Below are 19,523 nucleotides of genomic sequence, written 5' to 3'. Positions count from 1 at the left end.
CCGCGTTGGTGCAGCGCAAAGCGTCAGGCCTGAACGGCGGCGAACGCGTCGATCTCGATGAGCAGTCGGTCCCAGGCCTGCGCGATGTCCGGCGACCATTCATCGCGCAGCAGATCGCGCAACGTATCCCTGATGACGGCGAAGAAGGCGGTGAACAGCTCGCGCGGCGTGCCGTAGCCATCGTGCGAGGCGACCTCGCACGCGATCAGCCGGAATTGCCCACGGCGATCACCGGCGAAGTCGAGAATCGCCTCGATCGTGAGCGCCAGCATCGATCCCATCACGAGTTCGCAGCCCTGCGTGCGGAACATCGCCCGCGTTTCGGGATGCTGTTCGAACAGCCGTTGATAGACATGTGGCGTGAGATCGGTGCAGCGCGAGGCTGCAAGTTCAAAGCTCTGTTCGATCGGATTGGGAGAAGCATTCATCGGTGCTTTAGCCCCGCAGACAAAAAAAGAGCGGGGCCCTAGCCCCGCTCGAAAATTGTGTCGACCCTATTATCCCCGATTCTAAGATTTGATCTTGATTGGCGGGGCGACGCTGCATTTTGCGCGTCAGGGGCTCCTCCCGAGACTTGGACCACCAGACTTCGACCTCGCGGCCAGCCTGAGCAAGGGGATGCTAGATCAACTTTTCTCACTTGTCATCATTTTCGGCAACGAATGTTCAAAATTCGAGCAATTGACGAAATGATCGGGCTTTCGGCTCTGTAAGCACATGACAAATATAAGAAATCTGTGGATGGGGCCGGGTGCTCGACTGCCTCAAATGCCGGAGGTTCCCTCCCGCGCGCGGCCGGACCACAGTTTTCCGGGAAGTTTGCGCTGGATTAAGGAGGCGGCGGAACCGGGCTCGACTCGGCCATCCGCCGGTGTTTAGTTAGTAGACGAACAAACGGTTCGGCGGATGCGCGCACGGCTGCAAAAATTCCTCCCCCTGGTCCTGCTCGCTTTGGTGATGCAGGTGCTGGCGCCGATTGCCGCCTGTCTGGCGGCCGGCCAGTCCGTGGCCGATCCGCTTTCTGCTGCCGTCATCTGCCATAGCGCGAGCGAGCAGGGCGGCCTGAACGATCCGGCGGGTACGCCGGTCGCACATGCCGGTGCGTGCGCCCTCTGTTGCCTGGCGCAGATGGGCGCGTCGCTCGATTCGCCGCCGCACGCCGCGCTCTCCGTTCCCTTCCGCCACGCGGAGCGCGTGGTGTGGCACGCGGCGGAGGCATCCGCCGGCGCGGCCCATAAAGGCACAAACGCGCAGGCGCGCGCGCCGCCTCAATTTTCCTGACGACTCTCGTGATCGCCGCGGTCCGCCGCAGGCGATTGATGCTGTCGAATGGCCGGAGAGAAAGCCCGGCGTCAGGAATGCCCCATGTTACGTTGTCATGCCCGCCGTGGTGTGAGCGTCGTTGCCATTCAGGCCGCGCTGCTTGCGTCGTCGAGCGGAGCCTTTGCCCAAGGCAGCAGCGCAGTGCTGCCGCCAATCACCGTTGAAGCGCCTCAGCAGAAACGTGCGCCGGCGGTCCGACCGCCACGCAATTCTGCGCGATCGGCCCGCGTCACGCGAAGCCTGCGGACGACCCCATCCCCGCAGCAAACCGCGAGCGAACAGAGTGCCGGGGCTCCGGGTGCCCTGACGGTTCTGACGGCGCAACAAGCGCTGGCGGAGATTAACCAGGCTCCGGGCGGCGTGGCGCTCGTCTCGGCCGAGGCGTACAGGAACTCGACGCCTTCCAACACGATCAAGGATGTTCTGGATTACGTGCCCGGCGTGTACGCCCAGCCTAAATGGGGCGACGACACCCGCCTTTCGATTCGCGGGTCCGGCCTGTCGCGCAATTTTCATCTGCGCGGTGTGCAGCTCTATATGGACGGCATTCCGATCAACACTGCGGATGGCTATGGCGATTTCCAGGAGATCGATCCGAGCGCCTACAAATATGTCGAAGTCTTCAAGGGCGGCAACGCGCTTCAGTTCGGCGCCAATTCGCTGGGAGGCGCGATCAACTTCGTGACCCCGACCGGCCGCGACTCGTTTCCGAATGGTGTGTCCTTCGACGTCGGCGGATTCGGCTACAAGCGACTTCAGGCGAACGCAGGCGGCGTCAACGGGCCGTGGGATGGTTTCGTGACCGCTTCCACGCAGGCCGCAGACGGATTTCGCGATCACAGTTTTGGCTCGAGCAACCGTTTGAGCGGCAATATTGGGTATCAGTTCTCCCCGGATGTCGAGACCCGGTTCTACCTCAATGCCAACGAAGTGCGGCAGCGAATCCCCGGTACCGTGACCAAGACGTCCGCTTTGACCGATCCGGAAGCTGCTGCACCCGCGAATGTTGCGATGGATCAGCAGCGCAACATCGATACTGTCAGGCTCGCCAACAAGACCACCGTTCGTTTCGATGACACCAAAGTCGAATTCGGCGCCTTTGGCGTCGATCGGCATTTGATGCATCCGATTTTCCAGTGGCTGGACTACCGTTACAAGGACTATGGAGGATTTGCGAAGATCACGGATGACCGCACCATTGGCGGCTTCCGCAACAAGTTGGTCGCGGGCGTAAATGTGCTGAACGGCAGCATCGACAACCAGCAGTTCGCCAACATTGGCGGGCAGAAGGGCGCGCTGCTTTCTTCCTCGATCGATCGGTCGGAGAATACCTCCGCCTATGTCGAAGACAGCTTCTACGTCATTCCAAATCTTGCAGTTATCGGCGGCACGCAATTTCTGTACGCGACCCGCAATCGGCAGGATCGTTTCCTCAGCGACGGGGATCAATCGGGGGCAACGCGCTTTAATCTCTGGTCGCCGAAAGGCGGCCTGTTGTGGCAAATCGATCCGAGCTGGCAGGCCTTCGCCAATGTCTCGCGGAGTGCCGAGGTGCCGAGCTTTGGCGAAAGCGCGATTGGTCCCGGCATTCCGACGCTCCCGTTCACCAGCATCCGCCCGCAGATTGCGACCACGTACGAAATCGGGACTCGCATGAAGCGACCTGATTACGCCTGGGAACTGACGGCCTACCGGGCCAACATTCGCGACGAATTGCAATGCCTCTATAGTGCTTTCGGCAATTGCAATGTGACCAATGCCGATCGCACCATCCATCAGGGCATCGAAGCCGGCGCGAGCGCAGCAATCTTTCGTGACATCTTCGTCAACGGCCCGGCTCCGGACAAGATCTGGCTGAATGTCGCTTATTCCTTCAGCGACTTCCGCTTCGACAAAGATCCGACCTTCGGAAACAATCGATTGCCGGGAGCTCCAAATCACTACCTGCGCGCGGAGCTTCTCTACAAGCACCCTTTCGGGTTCTATGTTGGACCCAACATCGAATGGGTGCCACAGGCCTACTTCGTCGACAGCATGAACACGCTGACGACAGAGCCTTACGCCCTGTTGGGATTGAAAGCCGGCTTCGACAATGGTGGCCCGATGTCTGCCTACATCGAGGGGCGCAATCTCACCAACAAGACCTACATAGCCAGCGCGAGCATCATCGATCGAGCGACGGCGACGTCGGCATTGTTTGAGCCGGGTACGGGACGGGCAGTGTACGCTGGAATGAGGTATCGATGGTGACGTGCAAATGGGCGCTTGGGTCTATATTCGGCTCCGCGGCAGGCCGGCATTCCGAATGCCGATGCTGACGGTGGCGGAAGGTCGTCGTGGAAGAAGGCAGGGCCATTCTCGGCCCGATCAATCGCGAAAGAGGCAATCAACATGAAGACTATCGGACGAACTCTCCTCGCAATTTCACTGTTGCTGACCGCCTGTGCCGTCGCGCAGGCCGAGGACGTCAAGGCCGGCGATCTCGTCATCTCGCAGGCGTGGAGCCGGGCGACACCAGGCGGCGCCAAGGTGGCCGGCGGCTATCTCACGATCGAGAATAAGGGCACAGTGGCCGACAAGCTGGTCAGCGTTTCCGCCGATATCGCGGGGAAGGCTGAGGTCCACGAGATGGCGATGGACAATGGCGTGATGAAGATGCGCCTGCTCGACAAGGGGCTCGTGATCGATCCCGGCAAGACGGTGAAGTTCGCCCCCGGCGGCTACCACCTCATGCTTCAGGAGCTGAAGGGCCCCTTCAAGCAGGGCGACAAGGTGCCGGTGACACTTCAGTTCGAGAAGGCCGGCAAGGTCGCCGTCTCCCTCGACGTCCAGGGCGTCGGCGCCCAGGCGCCCGGCGATAGCGGACACATGATGAAGAAAATGCCGGATCATTCGGGAATGAAGATGTGATGAAACAGATCAAGCCTTCCATGACAATGCATCGAATCCTTGCGAGTCTGATCGGGGCGCTCGCAGCGTCGCCCGCGGCGGCGCATATCACGCTAGAGACCAAACAGGCGGCGGTCGGCTCCTACTATAAGGCCGTCTTCGCTGTGCCGCACGGCTGCAAGGGTTCACCCACGGTGAAGATCCGGGTGCAGATTCCGGAAGGCGTGATCGCGGTGAAGCCGATGCCGAAGGCGGGTTGGACCGTGGATATCGTCGAGGGCAAATACGCCAATGAGTACGACTACCACGGCAACAAGCTTTCCTCCGGCGTCAAGGAGGTGGCCTGGTCCGGCGGCAAGCTGCCGGACCACAATTACGATGAGTTCGTCATCAGCAGCTTCCTCACCACGAGCCTGAAGCCGAATACGACGCTGTATTTCCCCGTCGTCCAGGAATGCGAGATGGGCGTCAGCCGCTGGATCGAGATTCCCGCGGATGGAACCGGGCATTCGCACGAGGACAAGTCACCGGCGCCTGGCCTGAAACTCCTGCCGAAACCCTGATGCGCCTGCTCGCCGCGCTCGCGACGCTGCTCCTCTTTGTCGGCTTCGCGACCGGCGCCTCGGCGCACGCGGCGCTGGTCGCGGTCGAGCCGGCGCGCGGCAGCATGCTCGCGAGCGCGCCGAAGACGGTGGAGTTGCGCTTCAACGAGACGGTGACGCCGGGCGCGATCCAATTGATCGACGGCGCGGGCAGGGCGCGGGATTTGCGCGTCAACGCATCGGGCGAGACCATCTCGGTTGCGATGCCGGCGGACATGCCGCAGGGCACGGCGGTCGTCAGCTACCGCGTGATCTCGCAGGATGGCCATCCCGTCGCGGGATCGGTGATCTTCTCGATCGGCATGCCGACGGGGACGCAACCTCCCGCAACCGCCGATGCCGGATTGAACGTGCTGATCTGGCTGGTGCGGGTCGGTCTCTATCTTGGCCTGTTCGTCGGCGTCGGCGGCGTGTTCTTTGTACGCTGGGTTGCGTGGTCGATGACCGGCATAACCATTCCGTGCGTGGCGCTCGCCATCGGCGTCCCGAGCGCGGTGGTGTCCCTTGGTGTGTTGGGGCTTGATCTCCTCGGCCTACCGCTATCCGCTCTCGCGACGATGGCTCCCTGGAAAGTCGCATCCGGGACCAGCGCGGGCCCGGCCTTGCTCGTGGCCGTCGCTGCAATGCTGTTCGCATTGCTGGCGCTAGGCAGCGCGTGGTGCGCGCGCGCTCTGGCGATCATTGCCTTCGTCGGCGTCGGCTTGTCGCTGGCCATGACCGGGCACGCTGCTACGGCACCGCCCGAACTGTTGACCCGGCCGGCAATCTTTCTCCACGGTCTCGGTGTCGCCTTCTGGATTGGGGCCCTTGCGCCGCTGGTCGCCCTGTTGTCAAAGCGACCTGCCGCGACATTGCCCGTCGTGAACCGCTTTTCTCGCATCGCCGCGTCTGCCGTTGGCGTTCTCGCATTGACGGGCCTCGCGCTCGCCATCGTCCAGCTTGAAAAGCCGTCCGCATTGGTCGAGACACGCTACGGGCTTATCCTCTCGATCAAACTCGTGCTGGTCCTCGTGCTGCTGGCGCTTGCCGCGCTCAACCGCTTCCGCCTGACCCCAGCGCCGGCCGGGGATCACAAGGCCGCGCCGGCACTGAGGCGCTCGATCGTACTCGAATGCGCCATCGCGCTAGGCATCTTCGCCGTCGTGGCCGGTTGGCGCTTCACGCCGCCGCCGCGGACGATCATTCCGGAGACGCCGCTGGCGATCCACATCCACACCGACAGGGCGATGTTTCAGGTCCTGGTCTCGCCGGGCAAGGCGGGTATCGACGATTTCGTCCTGCAGCTCATGACCGGCGAGGGGGCGGTGCTCGAGGCCAAGGAGGTGACGCTGACGCTAAGCCTGCCCGAACGCGGCATCGAGCCGATGGAGCGGAACGCCTCGCGCGGGCCGGACCGCTACTGGCACGTGCGCAAGGTCGAGCTGCCCTTTGCCGGCCGCTGGCATGTGCGGATCGACGCGCTGGTGACCGATTTCGAGAAGATCACGCTGGAGGACGAGTTCGAGGTGGCGGCGCCCTGAACCCGGCTCTTCGGCACCTCGCGTCGAAGGTGAAGTCGACGGAAAATGACAGGAATTCCGCTGTGTTAGCGGGTTTTCCTCATTCCCGGTCTTGTGTTTTGGCTCCCAATCCGGTTTCACTGCAAGCCATCACTGATTCCTCGAGTATTGCCATGCGGTTGTCGCGGTTCTTTCTGCCCATCCTGAAGGAAAATCCGAAAGAGGCGGAGATCGTCTCGCATCGGCTGATGCTGCGCGCCGGCATGATCCGGCAGGAGGCCGCCGGTATCTATGCCTGGCTGCCGCTCGGCTTCCGCGTCTTGAAGAAGATCGAGCAGATCGTGCGCGAGGAGCAGGACCGCTCCGGCGCGCTGGAACTGTTGATGCCGACGCTGCAGCTTGCCGACCTCTGGCGCGAGAGCGGCCGCTACGATGCCTATGGCCCCGAGATGCTGCGCATCGCCGACCGGCACAAGCGCGAGCTGCTGTACGGGCCGACCAACGAGGAAATGATCACCGAGATCTTCCGCGCCTATGTGAAGTCCTACAAGAGCCTGCCGCTCAATCTCTATCATATTCAATGGAAATTCCGCGACGAGCAGCGCCCGCGCTTCGGCGTGATGCGCGGCCGCGAGTTCCTGATGAAGGACGCCTATTCGTTCGACCTCAACGAGGCCGCGGCGCGCGTCGCCTACAACAAGATGTTCGTTGCGTATTTGCGCACCTTCGCGCGGATGGGGCTGAAGGCGATCCCGATGCGCGCCGAGACCGGCCCGATCGGCGGCGACCTCAGCCACGAGTTCATCGTGCTCGCCGAGACCGGCGAATCCGGCGTGTTCATCAATCGCGACGTGCTGGACCTGCCGGTGCCGGGCGAGGACGTCGATTATGAGAGCGATTTGACGCCGATCATCAAGCAATGGACCTCGGTCTATGCGGCGACGGAAGACGTTCACGACGCCGGGCGCTTCGAGCAGGAAGTGCCCGCGGACAAGCGGGTGAACACCCGCGGTATCGAGGTCGGGCAGATCTTCTATTTCGGCACGAAGTATTCCGACGCGATGAAGGCGCTGGTGGCGGGCCCCGATGGTGTCGACGTGCCGATCCATGGCGGCTCCTACGGCGTCGGCGTCTCCCGCCTGCTCGGCGCCATCATCGAGGCCTGCCATGACGATGCCGGCATCAAATGGCCGGAGGCCGTTGCCCCGTTCCGGGTGTCGATTCTCAACCTCAAGCAGGGCGATGCCGCGGTCGATGCGGCCTGCGAGAAGCTCTACGCGGAGCTGTCCGCCAAGGGCGTCGACGTGCTCTACGACGACACCGACCAGCGCGCCGGAGCCAAATTCGCCGCCGCCGACCTGATCGGCATCCCCTGGCAGATCATGATCGGGCCGAAAGGGCTCGCCGACGGCAAGGTCGAGCTCAAGCGGCGAAGTGACGGCGCCCGCGAGACCATGTCGCCTGCGGACGCGGTCGCAAGACTTGTGGGCTGATAAGGCTGGTCGGCTGAATATTGTTCATCGCCCGAGATCGCGGCCGCCAATCCGGCCACATTTGACCCCGAATCATGGGACTATCGAGCGATGGATGAGACCATGAGCGAAACTGTTCAAACCGCGCCTTTTGCGCCATTCGAGTGGATGCTGTCGGCGCGTTACTTGCGGGCGCGCCGCAAGGAGGGATTCATCTCGGTCATCGCCGGGTTCTCCTTCCTCGGTATCATGCTGGGCGTGGCGACGCTGATTATCGTCATGGCCGTCATGAACGGCTTCCGCAAGGAGCTGCTCGACAAGATCCTCGGGCTCAACGGCCACATCCTGGTCCAGCCGCTGGAATCGCCGCTGACCGACTGGAAGGACGTCGCTGACCGCCTCAGCCAGGTCCAGGGCATCCGGCTCGCAGCGCCCGTGGTGGATGGCCAGGCGCTGGCGTCATCGCCCTGGAACGCCTCCGGCGTGCTGGTGCGCGGCATCCGCTCCGACGACCTCAACAACCTCACCTCGATCGCCAAGAACATCAAGCAGGGCTCGCTCGAGGGCTTTGACGACGGGCAGGGGGTCGCGATCGGCCGGCGCCTCGCTGACCAGCTGTCGCTGCACGCCGGCGACAGCATCACGCTGGTGGCGCCGAAGGGCGCGGTCACCCCGATGGGCACGACACCGCGCATCAAGCCGTACAAGATCGCCGCGGTGTTCGAGATCGGCATGTCGGAGTATGATCTCGGCTTCGTGTTCATGCCGCTCGCGGAGGCGCAGGCCTATTTCAACCGCAGCAACGACGTCACCTCGATCGAGGTCTTCACCACCAATCCGGATCAGATCGTCGCGTTCCGCCAGGCCGTGACGGAGGCGGCGGGGCGGCCGGTGTTCCTGGTCGATTGGCGCCAGCGCAACTCGACCTTCTTCAACGCGCTCCAGGTCGAGCGCAACGTGATGTTCCTGATCCTCACAATGATCGTGCTGGTCGCGGCGCTCAACATCGTGTCCGGCCTGATCATGCTGGTGAAGGACAAGGGCAGCGACATCGCGATCCTGCGCACGATGGGAGCCTCGCAAGGCTCGATCATGCGCATCTTCCTGATCACGGGCGCTTCGATCGGCGTGGTCGGTACGATGGTCGGCTTCATCGTCGGGCTGGTGATCTGCCTCAACATCGAGTCGATCCGGCAATTCCTGTCCTGGCTGACCAGCACCGAACTGTTTTCGCCAGAACTCTATTTCCTGTCGAAGCTGCCCGCCGAGATCGACATCGGCGAGACCTCGGCCGTCGTCATCATGGCGCTGACGCTGTCGTTCCTGGCGACGCTGTATCCGTCCTGGCGCGCTGCGCGCCTCGATCCCGTCGAAGCGCTGCGGTACGAGTGAGGGGCTGATGGAGAGCCAGGGGGCGGAAGATGTACCGGTCATTTATCTCCACGAGATAAAGCGCCAGTACTTGCAGGGCGAGGTGCCGCTGACGATCCTCGACGGCGCCAAGCTCGCGCTGTGGGCGGGCCAGTCCGTCGCGCTGGTGGCGCCGTCCGGCTCGGGCAAGTCGACGCTGCTGCACATTGCGGGGCTGTTGGAAGCGCCCGATTCCGGCGAGGTCTACGTTAACGGCGCGCCGACCTCGCAACTGCCCGACATCGAGCGCACCCAGCTTCGCCGCACCGACATCGGCTTCGTCTACCAGTCGCACCGGCTGCTGCCGGAGTTCTCGGCGCTGGAGAACGTGATGATGCCGCAGATGATCCGCGGCCTCAAGAAATCCGAGAGCGTCAAGCGCGCGAAGGAGATCCTTGGCTATCTCGGCCTCGGCGAGCGCATCACGCACCGTCCGTCCGAGCTGTCGGGCGGCGAGCAGCAGCGCGTTGCGATCGCGCGCGCGGTGGCCAATGCGCCGCGGGTGCTGTTTGCGGACGAGCCGACCGGCAATCTCGATCCGCACACCGCGGACCACGTCTTTCAGGCCCTGATGCAGCTCGTCAAGGCGACCAAGGTCTCCATGCTGATCGCGACCCACAACATGGAGCTCGCCGGTCGCATGGACCGCCGCGTGTCGTTGTCGAACGGCCAGGTGGTCGAGCTCGAGTAAAAACCCTCGAAAACAACCCCATGCACAGTAGCCAAGTGCTTGGCCGGACTGACGAAAAAAATGGTCGACAGCACGCCCGGGGCGCTCAAGGCCGGATCACCGTCAATTTGAACGGCCCGCCATTGGCGGCCGCATGTTCCACGGCCTCGTTGGCATGGTCGAGGTCGAAGGCGGTGGCCTCGTACTCCTCCAGCCTGAGCAGTCCCGCGCGCACCAGCGCGATCAGGCGGCCTGCCGCATCCGGCGGGTACATCCAGACGCCGCGGATGCTGATGCAGTTGCGCATGATCCAGGGGTAGGGCAGTTCGAGCCCCGCGCCGCCGGCCATGCCGACGCCGCCCATCAGCACGACACGGCCGTAAGGACGCACCGTCATGATCGCCGCGCGCACCACATTCGTGCTCACCGAGGGCGGCATGATGTCGAGCACGCAGTCGATGGGCCCTCGCGCCGCGCGCTTCATGCTCTCGCGGTCGTCGTCCTCGTTGCCGGAGAGCCTGACCGGCTTGACGCGGTCGCCGAAGCGGCGGACGAGGTCGGCCAGGATCTTGTCGTTGCGGCCGGGCGCGACCACGCAGGCCGCGCCCATCGCGAGCGCGACCGAGACGGCTGCGCTGCCGAAATTGCCGGTGGCCCCGCTCACCAGCACGGTCTCGCCGGGCTGAAGGTTGGCGGCGAGGAAACCGCCATAGGGCACCAGCAGCGTCCCCAGCGCGCACCATCCCGTGGCTTCGTCGGACGTGATTTGGCCTAGGGGCTTTACGTTCTCCGTCGGCACTCGCATCTGCTCGGCAAACGAGCCGTGGCGAAAATGCTGCTGCAGGCGCATGGCGCCGGCACCGGGAGCAGTGAGTCCTTGCAGGGCAATGTCGGGCGCTGCGGCGTCGTCGCGCGAGCGCACCGTCGGATCGCAGAACACCCAATCGCCAACGCTGAGCTTCGTCGCGTCCGGGCCGATGGCGCGGACCCGGCCGATGCCGCCAGGCCCGGGGATGATCGGCAGCTCGAGCGCATAGTTGCGCACCCCGCTGAAGACCTCGTTCATGTAGGACAGCACCCGCGTTGCGATGACGTCCACGATGACCTCGCCCGTGCCGAGCACTGGTTCGGGTGCATTCTCGATCACGAGCGGAGATCCCAGGGATTTGAGTACGGCGGCTTTCATGGTGGTCACCTCATGTTCGGGTGATGTCCATATGCACCGCCTTCCCAGGGCCAGGAAGGCCTGGTATTATCCTAGTATTCCCTAGGCCCTCCATCGAGGCACGTCACCATGGCCGATCCACGCCGCGTCGAATTCGGCGACTTTCTCAGGTCCCGCCGCGAAAAGCTGTCGCCGAAGACGGTCGGGCTTCCTGCCGGCCGGCGGCGCCGCACCGCGGGCCTGCGCCGCGAAGAGGTGGCGCAGCTCGCCGGCATCGGCGTCGATTGGTACATCCGCCTCGAGCAGGGCCGCACCGTCAGCCCCTCGGTCACCACCATCGACGCGCTGGCGCGTGCGCTACGCTTGACCAAGACCGAGCACGCCCATCTCAAGGCACTGGCCCGCGACGGCGACAGGCGCGCGTTCACGCGCGAGATCGTGCCGCCGCCAATTCGGCGGATGATCGAAAGCCTGAAGCAGCCGGCCTACATCACGGGGCGGCGCTGGGACGTGCTGGCCTGGAACGCGGCGGCCGAGGAGATCTTCGGGTTCGGACAATTGCCCGAACAGGACCGCAACACGCTGCTGCTGGTGCTGACGAACAAGCAGACGCGAAAGTTCTACGGTGCCGGCTGGGCGGATGTCGCGAAGAGCATGGTTGCGATGTTTCGCGCCACTCACGACGTCTGGGCCGGCGATCCTGCCTTTACGGAATTGCTGACGCGGCTGCGCCAGGGCAGTCCGGAATTCGTCAAATGGTGGGAAGCGCACGAGATCCGCAGCACCGCCGCGGGCCTCAAGACCATGAACCATCCGACCAAGGGCGTGCTCCGGTTCGAGCACACCAGCTTTCAGGCCAATGACGATCCGGCGCTGAAGCTCGTGATCTACACGCCGGTTTAGTTGCGGAAGCATAAGGCCCAAGCTCGTCACGTATGACGGTCGATGATCTGAAGCAGCCGGTCGCAGGATGCCTCGATCCTCTTGTGGGGAGATGTGGCGACGCCCAGCAACAGGCCGGATCGCGCCGAGGCCGCAGATGCATGCCATAGCGACAGGGGCGTGGGCGCCAATCCAAACGATGCCGCTTCCCGCGCGATCGCGACGTCGGAGGTTCCGTCCGGCAGTCTCAGGACCGCGGCCAATCCGGCGATCGCAACGTCCTTGGCGCGCGCCTTGAGGCATTTCAGCAGCGCATCGCCTTGCGCGGCATAGGCCCGCTTCGTGCGTCGAAGATGCCGTAGATAGTGGCCGTCGCGGATGAATTCGGCGGTTGCGATCTGTACGGAAGCCCCGGGCGCCGGAGCGAGGCATGCCGCAACCTCGGCAAAACGGGAAGCCAGCGAGGCGGGTGCAACGACGAAGCCCAGCCGCAAGGCAGGGGTCAGGGTCTTGCTGAAAGACCCGATGTGAATAACGCGCCCGAAACGATCGAGAGAGGCGAGCGCCGGTGTGGCCCGCCCCCTCAGCTGAAGCTCGCTCAGATAGTCGTCCTCGATCACCCACACCCGTTCCTGGGCTGCCCAGTCGAGAAGACGCGAACGTCGTGCCAGCGACAAGGTGGAGCCAAGCGGTGCCTGCTGTCCCGGGGTCACGACGACCAGTGCAGCATCAGGAGCGTGTTTCAGGCCGTAACCCACGTCAATGCCGTTCGCGTCGACCGGGATCGGCGTGATCGACAACCTTGCAAGCTCAAGGCCGTGCCTCGTGAAGGGGAAGCCCGGGTCCTCCATCCAGACCTTCTTCTGCTCGAGGCCGAGAACCCGCAGTGCCAGTCCGAGCCCGCTGCTGAAGCCGCCGGTGATAATGATCTGCGACGGTGCACATTCGATCCCCCGCGCCAGCGCGAGATAGGCCGCAATGTCGCGCCTCAATTCCAGCTCGCCGCGCGGATCCCGATAGATGGCCGGTGCGCTGGTTTCCGCGCGCACCGCCCGTGTGCGCATCCTCGCGAACAGCTTGGCAGGAAAGGTCTCGTGAGCGGGCACACCCATCTGGAAAACGGCCGGTCCCGCAGTGAGCTCCTGGTACATCTCCATGAACGAGCCGGGGTGGGGAGCTGCTTCCTGCCGAGGGGGAAAGGCGGGTCGATCCGCGACGTGCGTTCCGGTCGCGCGCGACGCGACGATCAGTTGCGCGGATGAGAGTTTTTCGTAAGCCGAACGCACGGTGCCGCGCGCGACACCCAGCTGAGCCGCCAAATCCTGCCAGGACGGCAGACGAGCTCCCGGCGCGAGCACGCCGCTCTCGATGGCAGCTCCGATACCTCTGCGGATTTGTTCCGCCAATGGCGTCTTCGCAGATCGATCGAGCTCCAGCCGCAGCGGTTTGACCATGCCTCCGTGGTACACGATTTTTGTCCATTCTTGGTGCTTTTTTGTAGACCAGCGCAGAGACATTTATCGGACAAGGAAAGTATCCGGCGCCAGCCGCCGAACAGAACCGATCATGGAGTATGAAAATGGCTAAGCGTCTCGATTACGACCGCATCGCACCCGCAGGCATGAAAGCGCTCGGCGGCCTTTACGGCTATGTCATGCAGAGCAATCTTCCTGCAACGCTCGTCACTCTGGTCTATCTGCGCATTTCGCAGATCAACAATTGCGCCTACTGCCTCGACATGCACACGCGCGATCTGCTGAAGAGCGGACAGAAGATCGAAAAGATCGCGCTGGTGCAGGCCTGGGCGGAAGGCGGGCATCTGTTCGACGAGCGGGAGCGTGCCGCCCTCGCATGGGCCGAAACGGTGACCCGCGTGGCCGAAACCGGCATCCCTGATCAAGCTTACGAGGCTGCCCGCGCCGTCTTCGAGGAGCGCGAGCTCGTCGATCTCACCATCGCGATCGGCCTGATGAACGCCTACAATCGCATGGCAATCAGCTTCCGAAATACGCCGCAGGCCGCGAAGGAGGAGATGGCAGCCTGACCGCGGTGCCGGACGGCAAGAGGGTGGACACATGCCTTCGACTGCGACGGCATGTCCTGAGATCTCAGCGATGCAAGGCAGGAGCTTGATATGACCATCGCAATTTCCGGCGTGAAGATTCCCGACAGCAAGATTGCACGGGAGGCTGCCGAGCTGGTGCGCCAGTACGAAAACGACATGTTGTTCAACCACTCGGTCCGCGTCTTTGTATTCGGCGCGATCAAGGGACATCGGCAAAATCTAAAATTCGATTCCGAGCTGCTCTACATCGCGGCGCTGTTCCACGATCTCGGACTCGTCGACCATTACCACACGCAGGCCAAGCGGTTTGAAGTTGATGGCGCCGATGCCGCCCGCGAATTTCTGAGGGGGCACGGCATTGACGAGCCAAAAGCCGATCTGGTTTGGGAGGCGATCGCGTTACATACGACACCTGGAATTCCACAATACATGCGGCCGGAAATCGCTCTCACGAATGCGGGTGTTTTGGTCGACGTCGTGGGGATTGGCTATGATGAATACACGCCAGAGCAGCGCGACCAGGTGACCACCGCATTTCCGCGCGGTGATTTCAAGAACGAGTTCCTTCAGATACAAACCTGCTCGGCCATGAAGAAGCCGCAGACCACATTCGGCACGGTCAATTTCGATTACATTGAAGATCACGATCCCACGTTTCACAAGCCGAACGCGTGCACGCGCATTCGCAACACGCCCTGGCAGAGCTGAGCCCCTTCGGCGCGGTGTTCGAGTCTTGCCTCGTTGAACTTACGGCGACGGGGTGGTCGGGAGCGTTACGCCGGGGTTCGGCCGCGGAAGGGCCGGCCAAGGGCTTTTCGGAGCCGGCGTCGCCGCCGCGCATGACGCCGCAAGCTGCGGCCACACTGACGTCAGGCCGCTCAAGTCGATGTCGAATTTTGTGATGTCCGCCTTGTCGTCGGATATCAGCGTGGTCTCGCGGACATGCAGGGAGCGGGACGCCAGTATCGCCTTGACCATGTCGGGATCGATGCTGCCGCGCCAGACTTCATATTTTCCGGCCCGCAATGCAGACCCTTCGGCCCTCTTCTCCGGAGCGGCGTCGGCCGTCACCAGGATGGTGCTCTTGCCGACGGCCGTCTCGTCGATCTCGCCCGCGAATGTCAGCGGCACGCGCTTTCCGCTTTCGCAGGACAGACGCCATTCCATGGGCCGGAACGACGCGCCGTTCTCCTTCTTCAGCATCGCGAACTTGCGGACGAAGGGGCGCGCTTCCTTTTCCAGCTTCCACGCCGTTTCGGCAAGCGAACGCGTGTCGATGCCGAAACGATAAAGCTCGGCGCGCGTCAGCATGTGCAGGTTTTCGAACTTCACCGTCCGGATCAGATCATCAAGCTCGTGGCTGATCCCCATCGCCGCGATGAATGCAGCGCGATCGCGATCGGCCCTCGCCATCCGCCGCTGTCTGTATTCCGCGACGGCCGCCGGGGGCGGATGCCCGTGAAAGGCAAGGACCAGCCTGGAATTATGGACCGCCAGCGCGGCGTCGGGGGCAACCTCACGCGACGTCGCCCCGAGCAACAGGTAACCGCAGGCAGAGTTGCACATCGCATGGTAGGTGGTGAGTTCAGCTTCCACCTCACCGCCCGCGTTCTTGATCTTCAGGCACGCGGCGTCCACCTGCGTGCCCGCGGCGCACGCCGTCGCGATGCTCCGGCCAACCCGGGCGATCGCCTTGCGGCTGCGCAACAACCGCCCGATGACATAGGACTGCTCCACGTTTCCGCCCGGTGAATAGAGGTAGATCGGACGCTGCGTGTCCTTGACGCCGGTGAGGAAGCGGCGAATGCGCGGCGCAGCGTCCTGGTCGATATCGCCCTCGATGGCGATCCAGCGGTCGCAGCCCGGTCCGCATGCGTCGGGTGGTCCCTTGGCAAGATAGATCGTCAGCCTGGACGCAAATCCAGTCTTCTCGGCCGGCGTCCCTTCGGCATGCAATGCGCCGGGAAGCAACAGCAAGGCCAGGACAAGCAGACGACGGGCGAGCATGAAACGATCGGGACCACGCGCGGTGAAAAGCAGAGATCGATGCTACACGACGATCCGCGCTGCCACAACTTGCGGTGGCGCATCCGCGCGGGTCCGTCCGCCACGTCTGGATTGGTAATCTGGCGGCCACGGGGGAGCAGGCAGAACGGCATCTCCCAGGGGGCGGTGATGGCGGGAACCTAAATGCCATCATGCGGTTATTGCGCAGACAATTTGCGCGACCGTCTGCATCACTCGAAGTTCAGGCGGGCTACCTGCGGTCGAAGCGAACAGCAGCGGGACGATCAAACAGCTGGCTCATCGTGGAGCCAGGAAAGTGGCAGGGGAAGACCAATGACGACAGCGACCGGGGTCCGCTCGGCCGATCGCAATTCCGTCTTAGCCACACTGGGCGACTACATCCGGGAGATCAGCAATCCCGACGATCTCGCCTATGCTGCGGCAGAGCTGCTTGGCCGCAGCCTGAACGTCAGCAGGGCGGGCTACGGCACGGTCGACACCTCAGCCGAGACCATCACCATTGTCCGCGACTGGAACGCACCGGGCATCTTGAGCCTCGCAGGCGTACTGCGCTTCCGCGACTATGGCAGCTACATCGAAGATCTCAAGCGGGGCGAGACCGTCATCTGTGCCGATGCCGAAAAAGATCCTCGTGTCGGCGATCGTGCCGAGGCGCTCAAGGCGATCTCTGCGCGCTCGCTCGTCAACATGCCGATCTCGGAGCCCGACGGGGTCGTGGCGCTGCTGTATTTGAACAATGCCGGGCCGCGCGAATGGAGCCCCGAAGAGCTGGAGCTCATCCGCGATGTTGCCGAGCGGACGCGCACGGCCGTCGAGCGTCGTCGTGCGGAGACGGCCGTGCGGGAGAACGAAGCCCGTCTGCTTTTCCTGGACGCACTCAACAAGGAGACGGCCAGGACTCGCGATGCGGACGGCGTGATGGCGGTCACGACCAAAATGGTCGGCGAGCATCTCGGCGTCTCGAACTGCGCCTATGCCGACATGGACCCGGATCAGGACGGCTTCACGATACGCGGCGATTGGGCCGCGCCCGGCGCAATGCATATCATCGGGCACTACAGTCTGGCCGACTTCGGCAAGAAGGCGGTGCGAGAGTTGGGCGCGGGCAGGCCGCTCATCATCAATGACAATTTAAGGGAGATTGCGCCGGACGAAGCCGCCACTTTCCAGAACATCGGGATCGGTTCGACGATCTGCATGCCCTTGGTGAAAGAAGGGCGACTGACCGCCCTGATGGCGATTCATCACCGCGGCCCGCACCAGTGGACGCCGCGCGAACTCGCCTTGCTCACCGAAGTGACCGAGCGATCGTGGGCCCACATCGAGCGCGTCCGATCGGAACAGGCGGCGCGGGAGTCCGCCGAACGCCTGACGCTTGCCAACAAGGCGGCCGGTATCGGCACCTGGGACTACGACCCGGTCAACAACGTCCTTCGATGGGATAGCCGCTGCAGGGAGGTGTTCGGTTTACCGGCCGATGCCGAAGTCAGCTATGAAGGGTCGTTCCTGAAGGGCCTTCATCCCGAGGACAGGCAGCGCGCCCACGAGGCCGTGTCCGCAGCCCTGACGCCGCACGCGCCGACAAGCTACAATATGGAATACCGAACCATCGGCATCGAGGATGGGGTCGAGCGCTGGATCGCCGCGACCGGTCAAGCCATCTTCGTCAACGGCCAGGCTGTTCGGTTCATCGGAACGGTTCTGGATATCACCGCGCAAAAGAAAACCGAGCGTCATCTCAGACTACTGAATGATACCGGGGCCTCGGTGTCTCGCGAGCGCGATCTCGAGAAGATCGTCCAGATCGTCACGGATGCCGGCGTCGAGCTGACTGGCGCTCAGTTCGGGGCCTTCTTCTACAATGTCGTTGCGCCGGATGGCGGCAGCTACATGCTGTATTCGCTGTCCGGTGTGCCGCGGTCCGCTTTCGAGAAATTCCCGATGCCACGCAACACCGCCGTGTTCGAGCCGACGTTCAAGGGCACGGGTGCGATGAGGTCCGACGACATCCTGCAGGACCCGCGCTACGGCAAAAACGCGCCACGGAAAGGCATGCCGGAGGGTCATCTTCCGGTCCGATCCTACCTGGCGGTCCCCGTGACCTCGCGAACCGGCGAAGTCCTCGGCGGACTTTTCTTCGGTCACGCCGAGACGGGTAAATTCCAGGCAGAGCATGAGGCCGCCTTGCTTGGTATTGCGGGCCATGCCGCCACCGCTATCGACAACGCCCAGCTCTTGACCCGGCTCGAGGCGCTCAATGCCGGATTGGAGCAACGTGTTGCCGACGAAATTGCCGAGCGCATGAAAGCCGAAGAGCAATTGCGGCAATCCCAGAAGATGGAAGCCGTCGGGCAATTGACCGGCGGTATTGCCCACGACTTCAACAATATGCTGGCCGTAATTCTCGGCAGCCTGAATCTTGCCAAGCGGCGGCTCGGCAGGGGAGAGGTCAGCATAGACCGCTTCATCGAGGGCGCCATCGACGGTGCAAATCGCGCCGCTACGTTGACGCAGCGACTGCTCGCATTCTCGCGCCAACAGCCGCTCGCGCCTGAGGTCGTGGACATCAACAAGATGGTCGGCGGGATGAGCGAGCTGCTCGAGCGGTCACTTGGCGAGCTGATCCGCCTCGAAACGGTGCTGGCGGATGGCCTTTGGCGGGTCAAGGCAGACCCGGCCCAGCTTGAAAGCGCCATGATCAATCTCGCGGTCAATGCGCGCGATGCCATGCCAAAGGGCGGCAGGCTGACGATAGAAACCAGCAACGCTTCGATCGACCGAAAATATGCTCGCGAGTACGCACTCGCACCCGGGCAGTACGTTCTCGTGGCCGTGACGGACAACGGCACGGGAATTCCGGCCGATGTGCTCGGCAAGGTGTTCGATCCGTTTTTCACGACCAAGGTCGTGGGCAAGGGCACCGGCCTCGGCCTTAGCCAAGTCTATGGTTTCGTGCGGCAGTCGGGCGGCCATGTCAAAATTGACTCGGAAGTCGACGTTGGCACGACCGTGAAGATCCACCTTCCACGGTTTGCCGGCGAGGAGACGGGCTCAGATCTGTCGCAGGAAGAGATGTCCGCCGGTGCAAACCATCAGAACGAAACCATTCTCGTCGTGGAAGATGACGAGCGAGTCCGCAGCATGTCGTCCGAAAGCCTGCGCGAACTTGGCTACACCGTCATCGAGGCAGCCAGTGCCAAAGAGGCGATCAGGACAATCGAAAATGGCTTCATTCCAGATCTGCTGTTCACGGATGTCGTCATGCCCGACATGACCGGCGCGGAGCTTGCGGCCGAGCTCTCGAAACGATACCCGGCGCTGAAAGTGCTGTTCACCACCGGCTACACGCGTAACGCAATCGTTCACAATGGCGTGCTCGATGCCGGCAGGCATCTGCTTCCGAAACCCTTCGCTATAGAAGACCTGGCTGCCAAGGTCCGCAGCTTGCTCGATGAGATCTGAACGCGGCTTGGAAACGATCTCTTCCGTTTGCAAGCCGCCGTAACAAGAGCTATGTC

At 63.1% G+C, this 19,523-nt stretch carries 16 protein-coding genes; 12 read left to right on the top strand and 4 right to left on the bottom strand.

Going from position 1 to position 19,523, the window contains the following annotated elements:
- Positions 1 to 23: 23 nt before the first annotated feature.
- Positions 24 to 428 (bottom strand): globin, encoded by a 405-nt coding sequence (locus AC0L20_RS15170; protein ID WP_473289293.1) that lies wholly within the window; start codon positions 426 to 428, stop codon positions 24 to 26.
- A 478-nt stretch (positions 429 to 906) separates the two neighbouring features.
- On the opposite strand from AC0L20_RS15170, the gene AC0L20_RS15165 reads away from it, so the two are divergent.
- The 8 genes from AC0L20_RS15165 to AC0L20_RS15130 all read left to right on the top strand — a co-directional run bounded on the left by AC0L20_RS15165 (position 907) and on the right by AC0L20_RS15130 (position 9,886).
- A complete protein-coding gene (locus AC0L20_RS15165; RefSeq protein WP_473289291.1) occupies positions 907 to 1,281 on the top strand; it encodes a DUF2946 family protein in 375 nt (124 codons plus the stop codon).
- An 84-nt stretch (positions 1,282 to 1,365) separates the two neighbouring features.
- Positions 1,366 to 3,573, top strand: coding sequence for a TonB-dependent receptor family protein (locus AC0L20_RS15160; protein WP_473289289.1), 2,208 nt, complete (start codon positions 1,366 to 1,368; stop codon positions 3,571 to 3,573).
- Positions 3,574 to 3,714: 141 nt separating this feature from the next.
- Positions 3,715 to 4,233, top strand: a complete 519-nt coding sequence (locus tag AC0L20_RS15155; protein WP_473289286.1) for a copper chaperone PCu(A)C — start codon at positions 3,715 to 3,717, stop codon at positions 4,231 to 4,233.
- Positions 4,234 to 4,259: 26 nt separating this feature from the next.
- On the top strand, positions 4,260 to 4,775 hold the full coding sequence (locus AC0L20_RS15150) for a YcnI family copper-binding membrane protein (protein WP_473289540.1): 516 nt from the start codon (positions 4,260 to 4,262) through the stop codon (positions 4,773 to 4,775).
- Positions 4,775 to 6,334, top strand: a complete 1,560-nt coding sequence (locus AC0L20_RS15145) for a copper resistance CopC/CopD family protein (protein WP_473289284.1) — start codon at positions 4,775 to 4,777, stop codon at positions 6,332 to 6,334. Before AC0L20_RS15150 ends, AC0L20_RS15145 begins: the two co-directional genes overlap by 1 nt.
- 152 nt (positions 6,335 to 6,486) lie before the next feature.
- Positions 6,487 to 7,806 (top strand): proline--tRNA ligase, encoded by a 1,320-nt coding sequence (proS, locus tag AC0L20_RS15140; protein WP_473289282.1) that lies wholly within the window; start codon positions 6,487 to 6,489, stop codon positions 7,804 to 7,806.
- Between the two features lie 90 nt (positions 7,807 to 7,896).
- Positions 7,897 to 9,177, top strand: a complete 1,281-nt coding sequence (locus tag AC0L20_RS15135) for a lipoprotein-releasing ABC transporter permease subunit (protein ID WP_473289280.1) — start codon at positions 7,897 to 7,899, stop codon at positions 9,175 to 9,177.
- A gap of 7 nt (positions 9,178 to 9,184) precedes the next feature.
- Positions 9,185 to 9,886, top strand: a complete 702-nt coding sequence (locus AC0L20_RS15130; protein ID WP_007603608.1) for an ABC transporter ATP-binding protein — start codon at positions 9,185 to 9,187, stop codon at positions 9,884 to 9,886.
- A gap of 85 nt (positions 9,887 to 9,971) precedes the next feature.
- Here the strand turns inward: AC0L20_RS15130 and AC0L20_RS15125 are convergent, their stop codons facing one another.
- A complete protein-coding gene (locus AC0L20_RS15125; protein WP_473289278.1) occupies positions 9,972 to 11,051 on the bottom strand; it encodes a zinc-binding dehydrogenase in 1,080 nt (359 codons plus the stop codon).
- 108 nt (positions 11,052 to 11,159) lie between these two features.
- Between AC0L20_RS15125 and AC0L20_RS15120 the strand changes: the two genes are divergently transcribed.
- Entirely contained in the window at positions 11,160 to 11,933 is a 774-nt protein-coding gene (locus AC0L20_RS15120) for a helix-turn-helix transcriptional regulator (protein WP_473289276.1), read from the top strand.
- A gap of 26 nt (positions 11,934 to 11,959) precedes the next feature.
- Here the strand turns inward: AC0L20_RS15120 and pdxR are convergent, their stop codons facing one another.
- Complete coding sequence (gene pdxR, locus AC0L20_RS15115; RefSeq protein ID WP_473289538.1) at positions 11,960 to 13,366, bottom strand: MocR-like pyridoxine biosynthesis transcription factor PdxR; 1,407 nt, start codon at positions 13,364 to 13,366, stop codon at positions 11,960 to 11,962.
- Between the two features lie 125 nt (positions 13,367 to 13,491).
- Here pdxR and AC0L20_RS15110 point away from each other — a divergent pair, with 125 nt between their 5' ends.
- Both AC0L20_RS15110 and AC0L20_RS15105 read left to right on the top strand, forming a co-directional pair.
- The gene (locus AC0L20_RS15110) at positions 13,492 to 13,956 is read left to right on the top strand and encodes a carboxymuconolactone decarboxylase family protein (protein WP_473289274.1); all 465 of its coding nucleotides are present in this window, start codon (positions 13,492 to 13,494) and stop codon (positions 13,954 to 13,956) included.
- A 90-nt stretch (positions 13,957 to 14,046) separates the two neighbouring features.
- The gene (locus AC0L20_RS15105; protein WP_473289272.1) at positions 14,047 to 14,685 is read left to right on the top strand and encodes an HD domain-containing protein; all 639 of its coding nucleotides are present in this window, start codon (positions 14,047 to 14,049) and stop codon (positions 14,683 to 14,685) included.
- A 39-nt stretch (positions 14,686 to 14,724) separates the two neighbouring features.
- Here AC0L20_RS15105 and AC0L20_RS15100 read toward each other — a convergent pair whose 3' ends face one another.
- Positions 14,725 to 15,984 carry a hypothetical protein gene (locus AC0L20_RS15100; protein ID WP_473289270.1) on the bottom strand — a complete coding sequence of 420 codons (1,260 nt, stop codon included), beginning with the start codon at positions 15,982 to 15,984 and terminating at the stop codon, positions 14,725 to 14,727.
- A gap of 333 nt (positions 15,985 to 16,317) precedes the next feature.
- Between AC0L20_RS15100 and AC0L20_RS15095 the strand changes: the two genes are divergently transcribed.
- The gene (locus tag AC0L20_RS15095) at positions 16,318 to 19,467 is read left to right on the top strand and encodes a GAF domain-containing protein (RefSeq protein WP_473289536.1); all 3,150 of its coding nucleotides are present in this window, start codon (positions 16,318 to 16,320) and stop codon (positions 19,465 to 19,467) included.
- Positions 19,468 to 19,523: the final 56 nt, after the last annotated feature.

The organism is Bradyrhizobium sp. Kon58 (assembly GCF_055807455.1).
Note: the sequence above shows the minus strand (reverse complement) of the source record. Positions and strands in the feature narration are given on the sequence as shown.

Bases quoted from the DNA above. Each gene is read 5' to 3' on its own strand.
- pdxR (WP_473289538.1), bottom strand. From the start codon at position 13,366: ATGGTCAAACCGCTGCGGCTGGAGCTCGATCGATCTGCGAAGACGCCA.
- AC0L20_RS15135 (WP_473289280.1), top strand. From the start codon at position 7,897: ATGGATGAGACCATGAGCGAAACTGTTCAAACCGCGCCTTTTGCGCCA.
- AC0L20_RS15160 (WP_473289289.1), top strand. From the start codon at position 1,366: ATGTTACGTTGTCATGCCCGCCGTGGTGTGAGCGTCGTTGCCATTCAG.
- proS (WP_473289282.1), top strand. From the start codon at position 6,487: ATGCGGTTGTCGCGGTTCTTTCTGCCCATCCTGAAGGAAAATCCGAAA.
- AC0L20_RS15100 (WP_473289270.1), bottom strand. From the start codon at position 15,984: ATGCTCGCCCGTCGTCTGCTTGTCCTGGCCTTGCTGTTGCTTCCCGGC.
- AC0L20_RS15095 (WP_473289536.1), top strand. From the start codon at position 16,318: ATGACGACAGCGACCGGGGTCCGCTCGGCCGATCGCAATTCCGTCTTA.
- AC0L20_RS15170 (WP_473289293.1), bottom strand. From the start codon at position 428: ATGAATGCTTCTCCCAATCCGATCGAACAGAGCTTTGAACTTGCAGCC.
- AC0L20_RS15125 (WP_473289278.1), bottom strand. From the start codon at position 11,051: ATGAAAGCCGCCGTACTCAAATCCCTGGGATCTCCGCTCGTGATCGAG.
- AC0L20_RS15130 (WP_007603608.1), top strand. From the start codon at position 9,185: ATGGAGAGCCAGGGGGCGGAAGATGTACCGGTCATTTATCTCCACGAG.
- AC0L20_RS15120 (WP_473289276.1), top strand. From the start codon at position 11,160: ATGGCCGATCCACGCCGCGTCGAATTCGGCGACTTTCTCAGGTCCCGC.
- AC0L20_RS15105 (WP_473289272.1), top strand. From the start codon at position 14,047: ATGACCATCGCAATTTCCGGCGTGAAGATTCCCGACAGCAAGATTGCA.
- AC0L20_RS15110 (WP_473289274.1), top strand. From the start codon at position 13,492: ATGGCTAAGCGTCTCGATTACGACCGCATCGCACCCGCAGGCATGAAA.
- AC0L20_RS15150 (WP_473289540.1), top strand. From the start codon at position 4,260: ATGCATCGAATCCTTGCGAGTCTGATCGGGGCGCTCGCAGCGTCGCCC.
- AC0L20_RS15155 (WP_473289286.1), top strand. From the start codon at position 3,715: ATGAAGACTATCGGACGAACTCTCCTCGCAATTTCACTGTTGCTGACC.
- AC0L20_RS15145 (WP_473289284.1), top strand. From the start codon at position 4,775: ATGCGCCTGCTCGCCGCGCTCGCGACGCTGCTCCTCTTTGTCGGCTTC.
- AC0L20_RS15165 (WP_473289291.1), top strand. From the start codon at position 907: ATGCGCGCACGGCTGCAAAAATTCCTCCCCCTGGTCCTGCTCGCTTTG.